Origin of the sequence: Desulfofundulus australicus DSM 11792 (assembly GCF_900129285.1) — a bacterium.
Classification (GTDB): Bacteria; Bacillota; Desulfotomaculia; order Desulfotomaculales; family Desulfovirgulaceae; genus Desulfofundulus; species Desulfofundulus australicus.
In genome coordinates this window covers 32,821-47,243 of sequence record NZ_FQUW01000022.1, presented here as the reverse complement: position 1 = coordinate 47,243, position 14,423 = coordinate 32,821, and the positions used below count along the sequence as shown (strand labels likewise).

The 14,423-nt window shown below is 53.8% G+C and carries 14 protein-coding genes, 4 tRNA genes and 1 other annotated feature; of the genes, 2 read left to right on the top strand and 16 right to left on the bottom strand.

The window, feature by feature from the left end:
* Both BUB44_RS09590 and BUB44_RS09585 read right to left on the bottom strand, forming a co-directional pair.
* Window positions 1–187 (bottom strand): helix-turn-helix domain-containing protein (locus tag BUB44_RS09590; protein ID WP_073165632.1); only part of this gene is annotated, 187 nt, incomplete at its 3' end.
* Window positions 188–220: 33 nt separating this feature from the next.
* Window positions 221–415 carry a helix-turn-helix domain-containing protein gene (locus BUB44_RS09585; protein ID WP_073165630.1) on the bottom strand — a complete coding sequence of 65 codons (195 nt, stop codon included), beginning with the start codon at window positions 413–415 and terminating at the stop codon, window positions 221–223.
* 156 nt (window positions 416–571) lie between these two features.
* On the opposite strand from BUB44_RS09585, the gene BUB44_RS09580 reads away from it, so the two are divergent.
* Window positions 572–1,357 (top strand): hypothetical protein, encoded by a 786-nt coding sequence (locus BUB44_RS09580; protein WP_073165627.1) that lies wholly within the window; start codon window positions 572–574, stop codon window positions 1,355–1,357.
* A gap of 46 nt (window positions 1,358–1,403) precedes the next feature.
* Window positions 1,404–2,576: a tyrosine-type recombinase/integrase gene (locus BUB44_RS09575; protein WP_073165624.1), complete on the top strand. Its 1,173-nt coding sequence runs from the start codon at window positions 1,404–1,406 to the stop codon at window positions 2,574–2,576.
* Window positions 2,577–2,719: 143 nt separating this feature from the next.
* Here the strand turns inward: BUB44_RS09575 and BUB44_RS09570 are convergent.
* From BUB44_RS09570 to BUB44_RS09505, 14 genes are all read right to left on the bottom strand, one after another.
* Window positions 2,720–2,796 (bottom strand) — tRNA-Arg (locus tag BUB44_RS09570).
* A 94-nt stretch (window positions 2,797–2,890) separates the two neighbouring features.
* A tRNA-Arg gene (locus BUB44_RS09565) sits at window positions 2,891–2,967 on the bottom strand.
* A 144-nt stretch (window positions 2,968–3,111) separates the two neighbouring features.
* A tRNA-Ser gene (locus BUB44_RS09560) sits at window positions 3,112–3,206 on the bottom strand.
* A gap of 17 nt (window positions 3,207–3,223) precedes the next feature.
* Window positions 3,224–3,314: transfer RNA gene (locus BUB44_RS09555), tRNA-Ser, on the bottom strand.
* A 214-nt stretch (window positions 3,315–3,528) separates the two neighbouring features.
* Window positions 3,529–4,803: a serine--tRNA ligase gene (serS, locus tag BUB44_RS09550; protein WP_073165621.1), complete on the bottom strand. Its 1,275-nt coding sequence runs from the start codon at window positions 4,801–4,803 to the stop codon at window positions 3,529–3,531.
* Window positions 4,804–4,933: 130 nt separating this feature from the next.
* Window positions 4,934–5,578, bottom strand: coding sequence for a histidine phosphatase family protein (locus tag BUB44_RS09545; protein WP_207545643.1), 645 nt, complete (start codon window positions 5,576–5,578; stop codon window positions 4,934–4,936).
* 42 nt (window positions 5,579–5,620) lie between these two features.
* Window positions 5,621–7,204: a phosphoglycerate dehydrogenase gene (gene serA / locus BUB44_RS09540; protein WP_073165618.1), complete on the bottom strand. Its 1,584-nt coding sequence runs from the start codon at window positions 7,202–7,204 to the stop codon at window positions 5,621–5,623.
* Window positions 7,204–8,355, bottom strand: a complete 1,152-nt coding sequence (locus tag BUB44_RS09535) for a pyridoxal-phosphate-dependent aminotransferase family protein (RefSeq protein WP_027357445.1) — start codon at window positions 8,353–8,355, stop codon at window positions 7,204–7,206. The genes serA and BUB44_RS09535 overlap by 1 nt, the downstream gene beginning before the upstream one ends.
* A gap of 71 nt (window positions 8,356–8,426) precedes the next feature.
* Window positions 8,427–8,654, bottom strand: a binding site (T-box leader).
* Between the two features lie 54 nt (window positions 8,655–8,708).
* Window positions 8,709–9,290, bottom strand: coding sequence for a pyridoxal 5'-phosphate synthase glutaminase subunit PdxT (gene pdxT, locus BUB44_RS09530; protein ID WP_073165615.1), 582 nt, complete (start codon window positions 9,288–9,290; stop codon window positions 8,709–8,711).
* Between the two features lie 30 nt (window positions 9,291–9,320).
* Window positions 9,321–10,205 (bottom strand): pyridoxal 5'-phosphate synthase lyase subunit PdxS, encoded by an 885-nt coding sequence (gene pdxS / locus BUB44_RS09525; protein ID WP_027357443.1) that lies wholly within the window; start codon window positions 10,203–10,205, stop codon window positions 9,321–9,323.
* A 111-nt stretch (window positions 10,206–10,316) separates the two neighbouring features.
* Window positions 10,317–12,248 carry a sigma 54-interacting transcriptional regulator gene (locus tag BUB44_RS09520; protein WP_073165612.1) on the bottom strand — a complete coding sequence of 644 codons (1,932 nt, stop codon included), beginning with the start codon at window positions 12,246–12,248 and terminating at the stop codon, window positions 10,317–10,319.
* Window positions 12,249–12,615: 367 nt separating this feature from the next.
* Complete coding sequence (locus BUB44_RS09515) at window positions 12,616–13,176, bottom strand: hypothetical protein (protein WP_073165609.1); 561 nt, start codon at window positions 13,174–13,176, stop codon at window positions 12,616–12,618.
* Window positions 13,169–13,444, bottom strand: coding sequence for an ATP-binding protein (locus BUB44_RS09510; RefSeq protein ID WP_073165606.1), 276 nt, complete (start codon window positions 13,442–13,444; stop codon window positions 13,169–13,171). Before BUB44_RS09510 ends, BUB44_RS09515 begins: the two co-directional genes overlap by 8 nt.
* 14 nt (window positions 13,445–13,458) lie before the next feature.
* Window positions 13,459–14,292: an ATP-binding protein gene (locus BUB44_RS09505; RefSeq protein WP_423219787.1), complete on the bottom strand. Its 834-nt coding sequence runs from the start codon at window positions 14,290–14,292 to the stop codon at window positions 13,459–13,461.
* Window positions 14,293–14,423: the final 131 nt, after the last annotated feature.

Sequence of the window (14,423 nt, the reverse complement as noted above, 5' to 3'; positions counted from 1 at the left end):
CTGGCTCCCGCCGCACGCTGGCCTGCTCCTGGGCCTCCAGCCAGGCTAAAATGCTGGTCCGCCGGAATAGCACCCTTCTGCCTATCTTGACATGAGGAACCATCTGCCGCCGGGCCAGGTCATAAACCGTCCATTCCGACACCCCGAGAATTTCCGCTGCTTCTTTAGCTGTCATAGTTTCGCGCATTAAAAACACCTCGCACCCGGTCCAAGTCGGGTTTTATTTTGTAACTTTTTCCCGCGCCATTCCCGTCCCTCGTTTGGCCATCTCCACCAGGGCCGCCACCGGTATCCGCCGGGACCGGGGGCCAAAGTCAAGGACGGGTAATTTTCCCTCACGAATCAATACCCAGACTTTGCGAAGTGAAATTCCCAGGATTTCCGCCGCCTGCTTCGGGGTTACGAATTCGTTCATTCTCTGCACCTCCCGCCTGTATTCTACACGAAAGAAAAACGTTTGCATACCCTTGACAGCACATTACAGACAGCTTATAATGCAGATAACATAAGGCTTGAGCACATTATTAAAAAAAGCTATGTAATGGGCATTACGAAAGGGGGTGTATTACAAGTGTTGAACTTGTTTTTCCGCGTCCGGGACGGAAAAGAATACGTCTGGAACAATGAAAAAGAAGCCTGGGTTGCCGTTCAGCCTTTCGTTATAGAACTGGGTAACGCATACGCGGCGGAGGATTACGCTAGGTTACGGGAAGTGACCGGCCTGGCGGAAGAAGAGGAAATTGCCCGGAAGATTGAGCCTCTTTTTGAGTTAGCGCTGTATGTAAGCGGGGGGCTGAGTGCAAAAAAGGTGGAAAAACTGATTGAGGATTACCTCTCCCTGCCGGAAAAACTCCAGCAGCAGGCAGCAGAAGTTATGAATTTTCTCGATTGGTTCACGGGAAAGCCGGAGCTGCTACGTCTATGGGCCGGGCAGGGTTTTTCGGTGGGAATTCTTCCCTGCCTTGCGCTTAACGGGAAAATGGGGTGGTTCTGTGCGGTCGAAACGGTTTTGGAAGCGGCGGCAAAAGAAGTGGTCCTTGCGGTAATGCACGGGTGGAAGCCATTTAAATTCTGCCGTGACTGCTTCCGGTTTTTCCACGGCAAGGCATGTCCTTTCTGCTTGGTGGAGAAAACCCGCAAGAGAAACTTTCAAAACGTTCTTCGGGTACATGCCAGCCGGGAAGTAAAAAAACTGCCTCCTGAGGAACGGAAGGCAGCAGCAAGGGAGTTAAACAGGATAAGGGAAGAGATAAAGAAGTACGGGGTTTCGGATAAACTGGTTGAAGATTACCGCAGTATTTGCGAAAAGTGCGGCTTACCCCTGGACTGGTACGGGAGATACAAGAAACACTTATAACTGCTTTGGCTAAATTTATCATGAAACCGGAAGGAGGTTCAAGCTAATGGCCGGCTGGGTTGAAAAGCGGGGGGAAAATAAATGGAGGCTGAACGTTCCGGGAGGAACGGGACCGGATGGTAAGCGGAAGGTGTTCAGAAAAAACGTTGAAGCGCCGTCCAAGCGGGAGGCTGAAAAGCTGCTGGACTTGTTTGCCGCCGAAGTATTGCGGGGCCAGTATGTGGAACCGTCGAAGCTAACCTTCGGGCAGTTCGTTAAACGCTGGCTCCGGGATTACGCCGAACCCAACCTGGCACCAAAGACGGTCCACCGCTACAGGCAAATGCTTGAAACACGCATCCTGCCGGCAATGGGGCACCTGAAAATAGAACAGATTAAACCCCTGCACCTGATGGAGTTTTATAAAAACCTGCAGGAAGATGGCATCCGGGAGGACGGCAAACCCGGTGGATTGTCGGAAAGGACCATCCTGCACCACCACCGGCTGATTTCGGCCATCCTGCAGGACGCAGTGGAGTGGCAGGTTATCCCTTCCAACCCGGCCAGCCGGGTGAAGCCGCCCAGGGTGAAGAAAAAGCAGGCCGCCTGCTATGATGAAGAGCAAATCGCCGCAATGCTGGCCGCTCTGGAAAAGGAAGATTTGAAACACCGGGTACTGGTCTACCTGGCCGTGTTTACCGGGCTTCGCCGTGGGGAGATTATGGGCATCGAGTGGAAACATATCAACCTTGAAACTGGCACGCTGGAAGTCCGGCAGGCCGCCCAGTATATTCCCGGCCAGGGGCAGTTTACGAAGGGGCCGAAGAATGAGATGTCGGTCAGGACATTGACTCTGCCCGCCTTCCTGGTGGACATGCTCAAACGGTACAAGAAACACTGGCTGGAACACCGCATTAAGCTGGGTGACTTGTGGCAGGGGTCGGACAGGCTTTTCACCACCTGGGACGGCAGGCCGGGGCATCCAGAATGGCCCAGCCAGTGGTTTTCAAAGTTCATTAAGAAGCACAACCTGCCGCCGCTCAACTTCCACGGATTGAGACACGTCAACGCCACCCTGATGATAAACCAGGGGCTGCCCGTGAAGGTCATCAGTGCCAGGCTGGGGCACTCCAACGTCGGCACCACCATGGATATTTACGGGCACCTGCTAAAGAGTGCCGACAGGGAAGCGGCGGTCAGGCTGGAACAGGTATTCCAAAAGATAAAGGGGCAGGCATGACACCTGTCCCTTTCGCTTGTATTGGTTGGCCTGGAGAGTGAACTTGCACCCAGTTTGCTCCCAAATTGCTCCCAAAATGGTCTTTCTGCATAATTCGCTATTTATCGAAATGCCCTCAAACCCTTGAGGCTCCTGGCCTTTTCTGGTGCGCCCGGAGGGACTCGAACCCCCGACACGCGGTTTAGGAAACCGCTGCTCTATCCTCCTGAGCTACGGGCGCACAGCTAAAAGATAAGAATTAATAGTGCCGGGAAAACCCCGGCATCTGCCTGGCATACAGCAAGCAGGAACAACTTACTCAGCTTATTTTTTAATGGCGTGCCTGGAGGGACTCGAACCCCCAACCTTCTGATCCGTAGTCAGATGCTCTATCCAATTGAGCTACAGGCACACGGCAGTATACCCGGCAGATGTAATTGTACCAGAGGAGTCTTTAAAAGTCAAGACCGTGAATTGCCGGGTTTCAGATCGGGCAGAAGGTTTGGAGGCAATCCAACCAGAAGACGGTGTGCCATTAAGCACACCGTCCCTTACCTGGCGGAGAGCGAGGGATTCGAACCCTCGAGACAGTTTTATAACCGTCTACTCGCTTAGCAGGCGAGCGCCTTCGACCTACTCGGCCAGCTCTCCACGCAAATACACTCAACTGGCGGAGGGAGTGGGATTCGAACCCACGGGGCTGGTAAACAGCCCAACGGTTTTCAAGACCGCCTCCTTAAACCACTCGGACACCCCTCCAGACCATGCCCGATGCAACTAAAAGTATAACACAGGAGTTCCCAACTGTCAACCGAATCAAATAAACGACCCCCTGTCCAAGATTCAATATTCCACAGGTAATTCTCAAGGATCAGGCAACATAAAAGAGACCTCACGGCCGGAACCGGCCGCGGCATATGAGGTCTCTTTAATGAGTACAGGCCTCCGGGGCTTTACGGGCCTGCCCCGGCTATCAGGGAGGCGTAATTCTGGTCATCCCGCCCATATAGGGAACCAGGACCTCCGGAATGACCACACTGCCGTCGGCCTGTTGATAATTTTCCAGGATAGCGGCCACCGTCCGGCCTACCGCCAGGCCGGAACCATTCAGCGTATGTACGAACCGGGGTTTGCCCCGCCCGTCCCTGAACCGGATATTGGCCCGCCGGGCCTGAAAATCTTCAAAGTTGCTACAGGAAGATATTTCCTTATATTCCTGGTAGCTGGGCAGCCATACCTCCAGATCGTAGGTTTTGGCTGCGGCGAACCCCAGATCGCCGGTGCACAGGCAGACCACCCGGTACGGTAGCCCGAGAAGCTGCAATACCCGCTCGGCGTCCCGCGTAAGTTTCTCCAGCTCCTCGTAGGAATCTTCCGGCCGGGTGAACTTTACCAGTTCCACTTTATTAAACTGGTGCTGCCGGATCAATCCCCGGGTATCACGACCGGCCGCCCCGGCTTCAGCCCGGAAGCAGGCGCTGTAGGCGCAGTGGTAAATGGGCAGGCGGTCGCCGGGTAAAATTTCCTCCCGGTAAAGGTTGGTTACCGGCACTTCGGCAGTGGGGATCAGGTAAAAGTTTTTCCCCTCCAGCTTAAACATGTCCTCGGCAAACTTGGGCAGCTGGCCCGTGCCGATCATGCTGTCTCCATTTACGATAAAGGGCGGGAAAATTTCCGTATAGCCATGCTCCCGGGTATGCAGGTCCAGCATGAAGTTGATAACCGCCCGCTCCAGCCGGGCACCGGCACCTTTATAAAAGGAAAAGCGGGCTCCGGCCACTTTAGACCCCCGTTCGAAATCAATAATATCCAGCACCTCACCCAGTTCCCAGTGGGCTCTGGGGGTAAAATCAAACTGGCGTGGCTCACCCCAGCGGCGCACTTCCACGTTATCGGCAGCATCCCTGCCTACCGGCACGCTCTCGTGGGGGATGTTGGGAATGCTCAGGAGGGTAACCTGAATCTGCTCTTCCAGATCCCGGATTTCTTCGTCCAGCTCTTTGATGCGCGCGGAAACCTGGCGCATTTCCTGCACCATTTCCTCCGCGTCCTGGCCCGCTTTTTTGCGCCGTCCTATTTCCTCGGAAACTACATTGCGCCTGTTCTTTAGCTGCTCCACCACAACCAGCTTTTCCCGGCGCCTGCGCTCCAGCTCCAGGAAAGGCTCCAGGTTCAAATCGGAACCGCGCTTCTCCAGGGCTTCACTGACAATCTCTGGATTGTTCCGCACAAATTTTAAATCGAGCATCGGCTCTTACCCCCAAAATATCTCTGTAAAATAGTATTTCCCTAATTTTGCCTTAATAACTCCGGCAGGGGCAGCCCCAGGTATTTCGCCGGCCGGGCTTTAAAGTTTTGCCTTCCGGTCTGGCGGCGGTTTACAAAGCCAGTTGCTCGCCGGCCTTCAGCCATCCTCCCAGATGGCAGGTATCGTTAATGGCGATCACCCGCCAGCGACCCCGGCGGTAACCAAGGACATTAATACCCGTATTATCCAGTTTAATCTGCCAGAAGAAAGCCTGGTCCAGGTTGAGGATGCGCCGCAGGATCGTACGGATGGGTGTGTCATGGGTTACGGCCAGGGTGATTTCCCCCGGATGTTCCCCGGCCATAAACTCCAGTGCCGCCCAGGAGCGCTCTTCCACTTCGGCCAGGGATTCTCCTGCTGGCATCCGTACCGCATACGGACAGGTGCGCCACTGCCTGATTAAACCGGCGTAGCGCACCTCCACTTCGGAAAGCAGCATCCCTTCCCATTCCCCGTGGCAAATTTCTATAAGGCCGGGTAATGAAATCACCTCCAGGCCATGCCGGGCAGCTACCATTTCGGCGCAGGCCCGGGCCCGGGAAAGGGGACTGGTGTAAACAGCTTTAAGGGGTAACGACGCCATGGCCTCTGCCAGGGCCCGGGATTGTTCCAGGCCTTCCCGGCTCAAAGGGGTATCCAGCCGGCCCTGGTACCGGGAAATGCGGTTCCATTCCGTTGCCCCGTGCCTGACCAGAATAATAAAGGTTTCCTTCACGCTACCGGCACCCCCTGCCAGCCGGGCCTCATAATAGTGGAACTACAGGTGAACCATCTTGACATTCATTACCCCATCGATCCTGGCAATCTCGGCCAGGGTCTCTTCCGGCACCGGTGCGTCCACGGAAAGCATCATCACCGCCCGGCCACCAATCTGTTTGCGCCCCACCTGCATGGCCGCAATGTTAATATTATGTTCACCGATAAGCAGTCCCACGGGGCCAATGATCCGGGGCTTATCAATGTGCGGGACATAAAGAATATAACCGCTGGGAATGACGTCAATCCGGTAGCCGTCCACCATCACAATGCGCGGGTCTTCCTTGCCAAAGAGCGTACCGGCCACGCTCTTTTCACCTTTATCCGAATAAACCTTGACCGTAATCAGGCTGGCATAACCCTCCGCCTCCCCGTCGACAGCCTGAAAAACCTGAATTCCCCGGTTTTTGGCCAGCACGGGGGCATTTACATAGTTTACGGTTTGTTGCAGGATGGGATCCAGGAGACCTTTCACCACGGCAGTGGTGATGGGGCTGACTTCCTGCCTGGCCAGTTCCCCGCTGTATATGACCTCGATCTTACGGATGCGCCCGCTGACCAGCTGGGCCAGCAGCTTGCCCAGCTTTTCCGCCAGTCCCAGGTAGGGACGAACGGCCGAGAGTACCTGCGGGTTAATGGAAGGAATATTGACCGTATTCTTCACCAGTTTCCCCCGCAGCACCGCCACAATTTCCTCAGCCACATCCAGGGCCACGTTCAGCTGTGCCTCCCTGGTAGACGCGCCCAGGTGAGGAGTAGCGATGAAGTTGGGCAGGGCAAACAGCGGGCTGTCCGTGCAGGGTTCTGTCTCAAAAACGTCCAGGGCCGCCCCGGCTACTTTACCGGACTTCATGGCCTGATAGAGGGCATTTTCATCAATAATACCACCGCGGGCACAGTTAATAATGCGCACTCCGTCCTTCATCATGGCAAAAGCTCGTTCGTCAATCATGTGGTAAGATTCCTTGGTCTTCGGCAGGTGCACGGTTATGAAGTCGGAGCGGCGGAACAGCTCTTCCAGGGATACCAGCTCCACAGCCAGAGAAGATGCCTTTTCTTCGGTAATGTACGGGTCGTAAGCTATAACGGTCATTTCCATGGCCTGTGCCCTCCTGGCCACCGCCGAACCAATCCTGCCCAGGCCGATAATGCCCAGAGTTTTACCCCGCAGTTCCACACCCAGAAAGGCCTTCTTGTCCCAGACCCCTTCTTTCAACCTGGAAACAGCCTGGGGAATATTGCGGGCCAGGGCCAGCATCATGGCAATGGTATGCTCCGTGGCGGCAATGGTATTGCCGTCGGGAGCGTTGACCACCAGGATGCCTCTGGTGGTAGCAGCCTCCAGATCAATATTATCCACACCCACACCCGCACGGCCAATAACCTGGAGGTTTGTAGCGGCCTCGATAACCCGGCGGGTAACTTTAGTAGCACTGCGTACGATTAGGGCATCATACTCGGGAATTACTTCCACCAGTTCGTCCTCGCTCATTTTCCGGCCAATTACCACTTCTATATCTTCTTCCCGGCGCAGCGGGGCCAGGCCTTCCTCCGCCACGCCGTCCATTACCAGTACCTTGTACATTACAGCTCCCCCCTCAAGAAGACTTCCTGCGCCGCACGTACTCCCCTGCCCAGTTCCACCGGGTAGCCCAGGCGGGCCAGGGCCATTTCCAGCCCGCTAATGGCCACGAGCACATCCATTTTGCCGGCATAACCCATATGGGCAATGCGGAATATCTTTCCTTTCAGTATCCCCTGCCCACCGGCAAAGGTGATGCCAAACTCCTGTTTTAAGACCTTGCGCAAATCATCGGCAGCAATTCCCTCCGGGCTGTAGACAGCAGTTACCGTGGGCGAGGCGCAATGGTCGGCAGCCAGCAGGGAAAGACCCAGGGCCTTAATTGCCGCCCGGGTTGCCCTGGCCAGCAGTATATGACGGCGGTATACATTTTCCAGACCTTCGTCCAGCATCATATCCAGGGCCGCGTCCAGGCCGAAGAAGAGGGCCACATTGGGCGTGTACGCCGTATTCCACTTGGCCAGAGCCTTTTTAGCCGCCGGGAGACTGAAGTAAAAGCGTGGCGAGCGGTTCTCCTCAATTACCGCCCACGCCTTTGGGCTCACCCCGATCATGGCCAGGCCGGGCGGCAGCATCATGGCTTTCTGGGAGGCGGTAATCAGAATGTCCACGTGCCACTCGTCCATCTTAATTTCAATGCCGCCCACGCCGCTGACTCCATCCACCAGCAACAGGGCCGGGGTCCCGGCCACCAGGGCACCGATACCGGCAATATCATTGAGCACTCCGGTAGAAGTTTCGTTCTGGGTTGCCAGGACGGCCTTATAGCCGGGGTTTTGAGCCAGCTTCTCCTTGACCACCGCCAGGTCCACGGGATTTCCCCAGCCGAAGTTTACCTCATCCACTTCAGCCCCGTAAGCCCTGGCGATATTGGCAAACCTTTCGCCAAAATTACCGGTAATTAAAGCCAGCACCCGGTCCCCCGGGGAAATTACGTTGGCCACGGCTGTTTCCAGGCCGCCGGTACCGGAATTGGTCAGGATAAAAACTTCCTGGGAAGTTTGAAATACCTGGCGGATTTTTTCCTGGATGCGGCGATGCAGCGCGGCAAAGTCCTCACTGCGGTGGCCGATCATGGGACGGGACATGGCCGCCGTTACCTGCGGAGGTACTGGTGTTGGACCCGGAATCATTAAATATTGTTTTTCCTGCATGAATCCTCTCCCCCAGTTATTAATTTAGTGCCATAAAAAATTAAACCTCCCATCCCATGCTGGCCGAGACCAACAGGGACGAGAGGATACTCCCGCGGTGCCACCCTACTTGACAGGCAAGATTAACCCACTTACCTGCCCCCTCAAACGTGATAACGGAACTGACCCGTACCTGCCTACTTCTGTTTTCAGCAGGTCCCCTTCGGGGAGCTCTTTCACCAGACACCTTACCGGTTCACAGCAACCACCGGCTCTCTGAAAAGGCCCTTCTGGCTACTCTACCCCTGCATTGGGTTTGCTATATTTTGAACCTGAATTACATAATACTACAAGCCGGGACTTTTGGCAACACTTTAATCGGCCTTTTTTAAACCACATTGCTCAAGGAACAGGCGGTGCAGGCGGGTATCGTCAGTAAGTTCGGGGTGAAAGGCACAGCCTATAAAGCGGCCCTGCCGGGCCAGCACAATTTTATCCCCGTACCTGGCCAGCACTTCCACTTCCGGACCTGTACTGACAATATAGGGAGCGCGTATAAAAACCGCCCGCAGCGGTTCCTCCCCCAGAACGGGTACGCTCAGGTCCACCTCAAAACTCTCCACCTGCCGCCCAAAAGCATTTCTTGCCACCGTTATATCCATCAGGCCCAGCCGGGGCTGGCTGGAACCGGTAATTTCACGGGCCAGCAAAATAAGCCCGGCACAGGTGCCAAATACCGGCATCCCCTGCAGTGCCATCTGCCGGATTGGTTCAAACAGGTGGTAATCCTGCAGTAATTTACCCATGGTGGTGCTCTCACCACCCGGGATGATCAGGCCATCTATTCCCTCCAGCTGCTCCGGCTTGCGTACCTGGCGGGACTCCACCCCTAAAGAGGCCAGCATTTCCTGATGCTCCCGGAAAGCCCCCTGCAGGGCCAGCACTCCAATTAACATGTCTCTTATACTTCCTTCCCTGTTGCTTAATTACCAGCCGCGTTCCTGCATCCTCTGTTCGGGTGCAATGGTAGCAATTTCCAGGCCGGGCATGGCTTCGCCCAGGTTCCTGGATACCTCGGCCAGCACCTTCGGATCGTTATAATGGGTGGTGGCAGCTACAATGGCCCGCGCCCGGGCCGCCGGGTTCTTGGATTTGAATATTCCCGAACCCACAAAAATGCCATCGGCACCCAGCTGCATCATCAGCGCCGCATCGGCCGGGGTGGCAATGCCGCCGGCAGCAAAATTCACCACCGGCAGGCGGCCCTGCTCGGCCACCTGCAGCAGCAGCTCATAGGGAGCCCCCATCTCTTTGGCCAGGGCCATCAGTTCCTCCCGGGGCATGTTTTGTACCCGCCGGATTTCAGCCATCATCATGCGCATATGACGTACGGCTTCCACCACATTTCCCGTACCCGGCTCTCCCTTGGTCCGGATCATGGCAGCGCCCTCGGCTATACGCCGCAGCGCTTCCCCCAGGTTGCGGGCACCACAGACAAAGGGCACCTTAAACTTATGTTTGTCAATATGGTGGTGCTCATCCGCCGGGGTGAGCACTTCACTCTCGTCTATATAATCCACGCCCAGTTCTTCTAAAATTTGAGCCTCCACAAAGTGGCCGATACGCACCTTGGCCATGACCGGAATGGTTACGGCATCCATAATCCGCAGTATAACCTCTGGATCAGCCATGCGGGCCACTCCACCGGCCGCCCGGATATCGGCAGGTACCCTCTCCAGGGCCATCACGGCACAGGCGCCGGCTTCCTCGGCAATCCTGGCCTGTTCCGGCGTGGTCACGTCCATAATTACGCCGCCCTTGAGCATTTCCGCCAGACCTTTTTTCACGGTCCAGGTTCCCTTTTCCGCCACGTCAGCTTCCCCCAATCGACACTATCAAGTTTACTCCATTATTTTAACTGACTTTCCCTGTCAAGACAAGGGGTAGAGTGGCCGGGCAGGCACGATTTCAACATTTGTTCATTATTTGGGCAGCTCAATATTCAGCTCCTTTAGTTTTTTCCACAAAGTGGTGCGGCTGATTCCCAATATTTTCGCCATTTCACTCCTGTTCCCCCGGATCAACTTTATGGCCTGGGAAATGATCTGTTTCTCCATATAAGGTAAACTGCCCAGCTCTATGGTCAGCTGATTGCTGTTATCTTTCATAAAGGCAATGTTCCCGGCACTGGTCAACTTATATAACAACCTGTAAAATGTGGCGTGTGTATCTATATTCTCTTCACCAAGGGCCACATATCTTTCCACAAACCCTTCCAGTTCCCTGACGTTACCCGGCCACAGGTAATCTTTCAAGGCCTCCAGCATATCACCGGTAATATTAAAGGATTTCATACTATCCGGGCCGGCCAGGCGCTCAAGGAAATACCTGAACAGCTCCGGCACATCTTCCAGCCTTTCCCGGAGGGGTGGAATGTGCAGGTTCAAGACATTGAGCCTGAAGTAAAGGTCCGCTCGAAAGCGCCCCTCATTTATCGCGGCCACCAGATCCTGATTGGTAGCGCTGATTACCCTCACATCCACGGGAATAACGGTTTGCCCGCCCACCGGCATGATCACTTTTTCCTGCAGGACACGCAGGAGTTTGGCCTGTAAATTAAGGCTTAATTCTCCTATCTCATCCAGAAAAATTGTCCCGCCATGGGCCAGGTTGAATAAACCCCGTTTCCCTCCTTTACGTGCCCCCGTGAAGGCCCCGTCTTCATAACCAAATAGCTCGCTTTCCAGCAAGTTTTCCGGCAGGGCGGCGCAGTTTACCGCCACAAAGGGACCATCCCGCCGGTTACTCTCATTGTGCATGCTCTGGGCAAACAACTCTTTGCCGGTGCCGCTTTCCCCCGTAATTAAAACGGCAGCATCCGAGCGGGCATACTGCCTCGCCTCCCGGATGGTTTCCTGAATCATAATGCTGCGGCCAATTATATCATTAAATCTAAATTTGGCTATCAGCCCTTTGTTATTCAGTTCCTGTCTCAATTTGGCTTCCATGCGGCGTATTTTATCCGCCGCCTGAAAGGTAACAATAACCCCGTACTCGTTCCGGCCCAGCAACACGGTGGCCCGGTTCACCACCAGGGGCAGATCACCTATGTGCAGGACATGCTCGTTGACGTCCCTCCCATCGCCATACAACGCCCGGCAAACGGCATTGATACGGCAGACTTCCGAAATGGGCCGGCCGAGGACATCTGCAGCTTTAAGCCCGGTTATTTTTTCCGCCACCGGATTTAAAATGGCAATCCTGCCCTTTTCCACCGCGAGTATACCATCAAAGGCATTATTATAAATAGCCTGCAGGGAATCACAGGGACGCAGGGTTTTTAAGGGCACCCGGGCTATTTCATAAGCCTTTTTCATGGCATTATAGATACTTTCGCGGCTGTTATGAACTAGAAAACAATTTAACCCCTTTTCTTTCGCTTTTCTCAGAGCATAAATGCCGGTACAGATAACCGCATCCGCTGCCCGGCCGGTAATCTGCTGGAGAACACCGTCCAGCTGCTCCTTACTCCGGTATAAAAAAACCTTCAGGTCTACTTCCACCACTTCCGCAATCCTGGTGTAATCAAATTTTTGCAGCGCACACTCATAATCCAGCAGGATGATTTTCGAACCCGCAGCCTTTGCCCTGTGCACTGCCTCCGCTATGTCAAAACTGGTAATTCCCACGGCCACCACGGGAATGGTAACCTGCTTTCTTAAAGTGCTGGCAGTCTCCCTCCTGGCAACAATAACTTCCACCTTATTTTCCTTTTCCCATTCCTGAACCAGCTTATCCAGGTTCATCAAATCTTCACAGACAATAATATCCAGGTTCATTTCCCTGGCCAGCTGACAGGCGATGCTGGTAAACTCCGGGTAGGGAGAAATCACGCTAATTTTCTGCCCGCTCATAGAACTTCTTCCCTGTCAATTCAGAAATTATCCTTAACTCAAATTCACCAGGCCCAGGCTGTCGGAGCTGTTATTTAAAGTATTTAGAAAGGTTGCCTAGCAAATCTGTTACCAGATTATTATAATTTTTAAAAAATATTAAAAATACCGGTCCAACCGGTCAAATTTACAGGCCAAATATACATTCAAGATGATCGGAAAAGACCCGTTATACAGGACCCGCCATCAAAAATGTTTCAATCTGGAACCACAGCAGCTAAATTATGAAACGTTTCTTCCAATTTAAAAAAGGGGCCTTGAACAGGCCCGCATAGATTGCTGGCAAACCCTTTAAAGTGCCCTGCTTTTATAGCAGGAGCCACCTGCACTAGTTCATACCCTTATATACGGCTACAAAACTGCATCCTCCGCCACCGCATGAATCCTGCTTTAAGCTGACTTCCACATTCATGCCCAGCTCCTGGTACAGGGTGTGCAACATGCTGAGGCAGATTTCCCCGCAGGACAGTTCACCCCCTGCTTCCTCTTTTAAGGAACGGTGAAAAGCGCAATCACTGACTGTAAAAACAAACCTGGCCGGGTTGGCTTCGTTGATCTTCCACTTGTCCTCCGGCCGTATTGCCAGCATAAAGATTTCCAGGTAACGCTGGGGCAGGCAGGGGAAATAAATGCCCGTTTTAGCCGCTACCGCTTCCATGACCTCTGCCGTGCGATCTTTATATTTGTTGCCCAGTTCTATAGACTTCCGCATTAAATCCCGGGCATAATTTTTTAATGCCTGAATTGCCTGAAGCCCGGCTCTCTCCTTATCTCCCTGGTCATTCAATGGCTCAACCAGGCCTTCCCGGAGACGGGCGGCATAATTACGCAATCCCAGGATAATTTCATCTGCCAGGTCATAGTCATACTCGGGATAAACCCTAGCCATTATTACCTTCCTCCTTGCCCTCCGGTATTTCCCGGTATTCAATGGTTATGGCTCCCGTCGGACAGCGTTGTACGCATTCCCGGCAACCGGTACAGGCCGGCCAGTATGGTGCTGTAATAATATACTCGTTTTCCGGGGTCTCCCGGAATTTATATACTTTAGCAGGCTTCGCCTTAAAAACCGCCTGGGGACATTGGCGCAGGCAGACGGCACAATCCAGCGGTGAGGTACATTTCTTCCGGTCAATATTGATGACGGGAATGATCATGCTTGCTTTCCTCCCTACCAGAGGCTGGCCGTAAGCGGTGAAACGTTACGGTCAACCAGGGTGATGGCGTTATTCTTGCACGTAGTCTGGCAGAGACCACAGCCGAAGCACTTCTGGGCATCAATGATGGCTTTGGAACGGGATACCTCGAATTTCACCGCTCCAAACTGGCAGCGTTCCAGGCAGCGACCACATCCGGAACACAATTCCTGGTTAACCACGGCATAATATTCACCCTTGCGCAAAACATGGATATCAAAATCCAGCCGGTTCCTGATGCCCAGGCAAACCGGATATTCACAGTTACAAATGCCGCCGATGTATGGCGTACCAAAAGTCCAGAAAGTGTGCACCATACCCTTTTTATTGATCTCGGCGAGCCACTCCTTGGCCTCCTGCGGGGTCAAAAACTCAACCCCGCCCCGGTATGTTTCCGGCCAGCGCTCCCACTTGAACATCCCCACGCCCAGGCCCATACAATAAAAGTTATCGCGATCCTTCATGCCCCGCACCTGACGGCGGCAGGCACAGGTCATTCTGGCAATGGGATAGGCAATATCCATAATGGCCTGCACTTCCTGCAGCGTTACCACCTGCCCGAAGTGTACGGCCAGGCTCAGCTGTTCTGCCCTTCTTTTAAGCATGGGGAAATTATCCGGACGCAGGGCCCTGGCCTCAATGGCTTCTTTTATCAGGTCCTCGGCCATGGTCTGCGGGTTGGCCTCAGCTCCTTTACGCTGAACCTCCTTTTTACGCAGCTTGTACATTTTCATGGCGTAATTATTGGTATTGAGGTACCACTTACCACCATCACCATGCTGCACGCAGGACTGACACAAGGTATACACCCCCGGAGTTTAATTTTCATCCTTTTACCGGCAAGCAAAATCATTACCATCATTTATGGTTAAAAATAAAAAGTTGCGTGATAGTTGCAGGCAGATAAATTTACATAATACCACATACCCGGGTTCTGCCG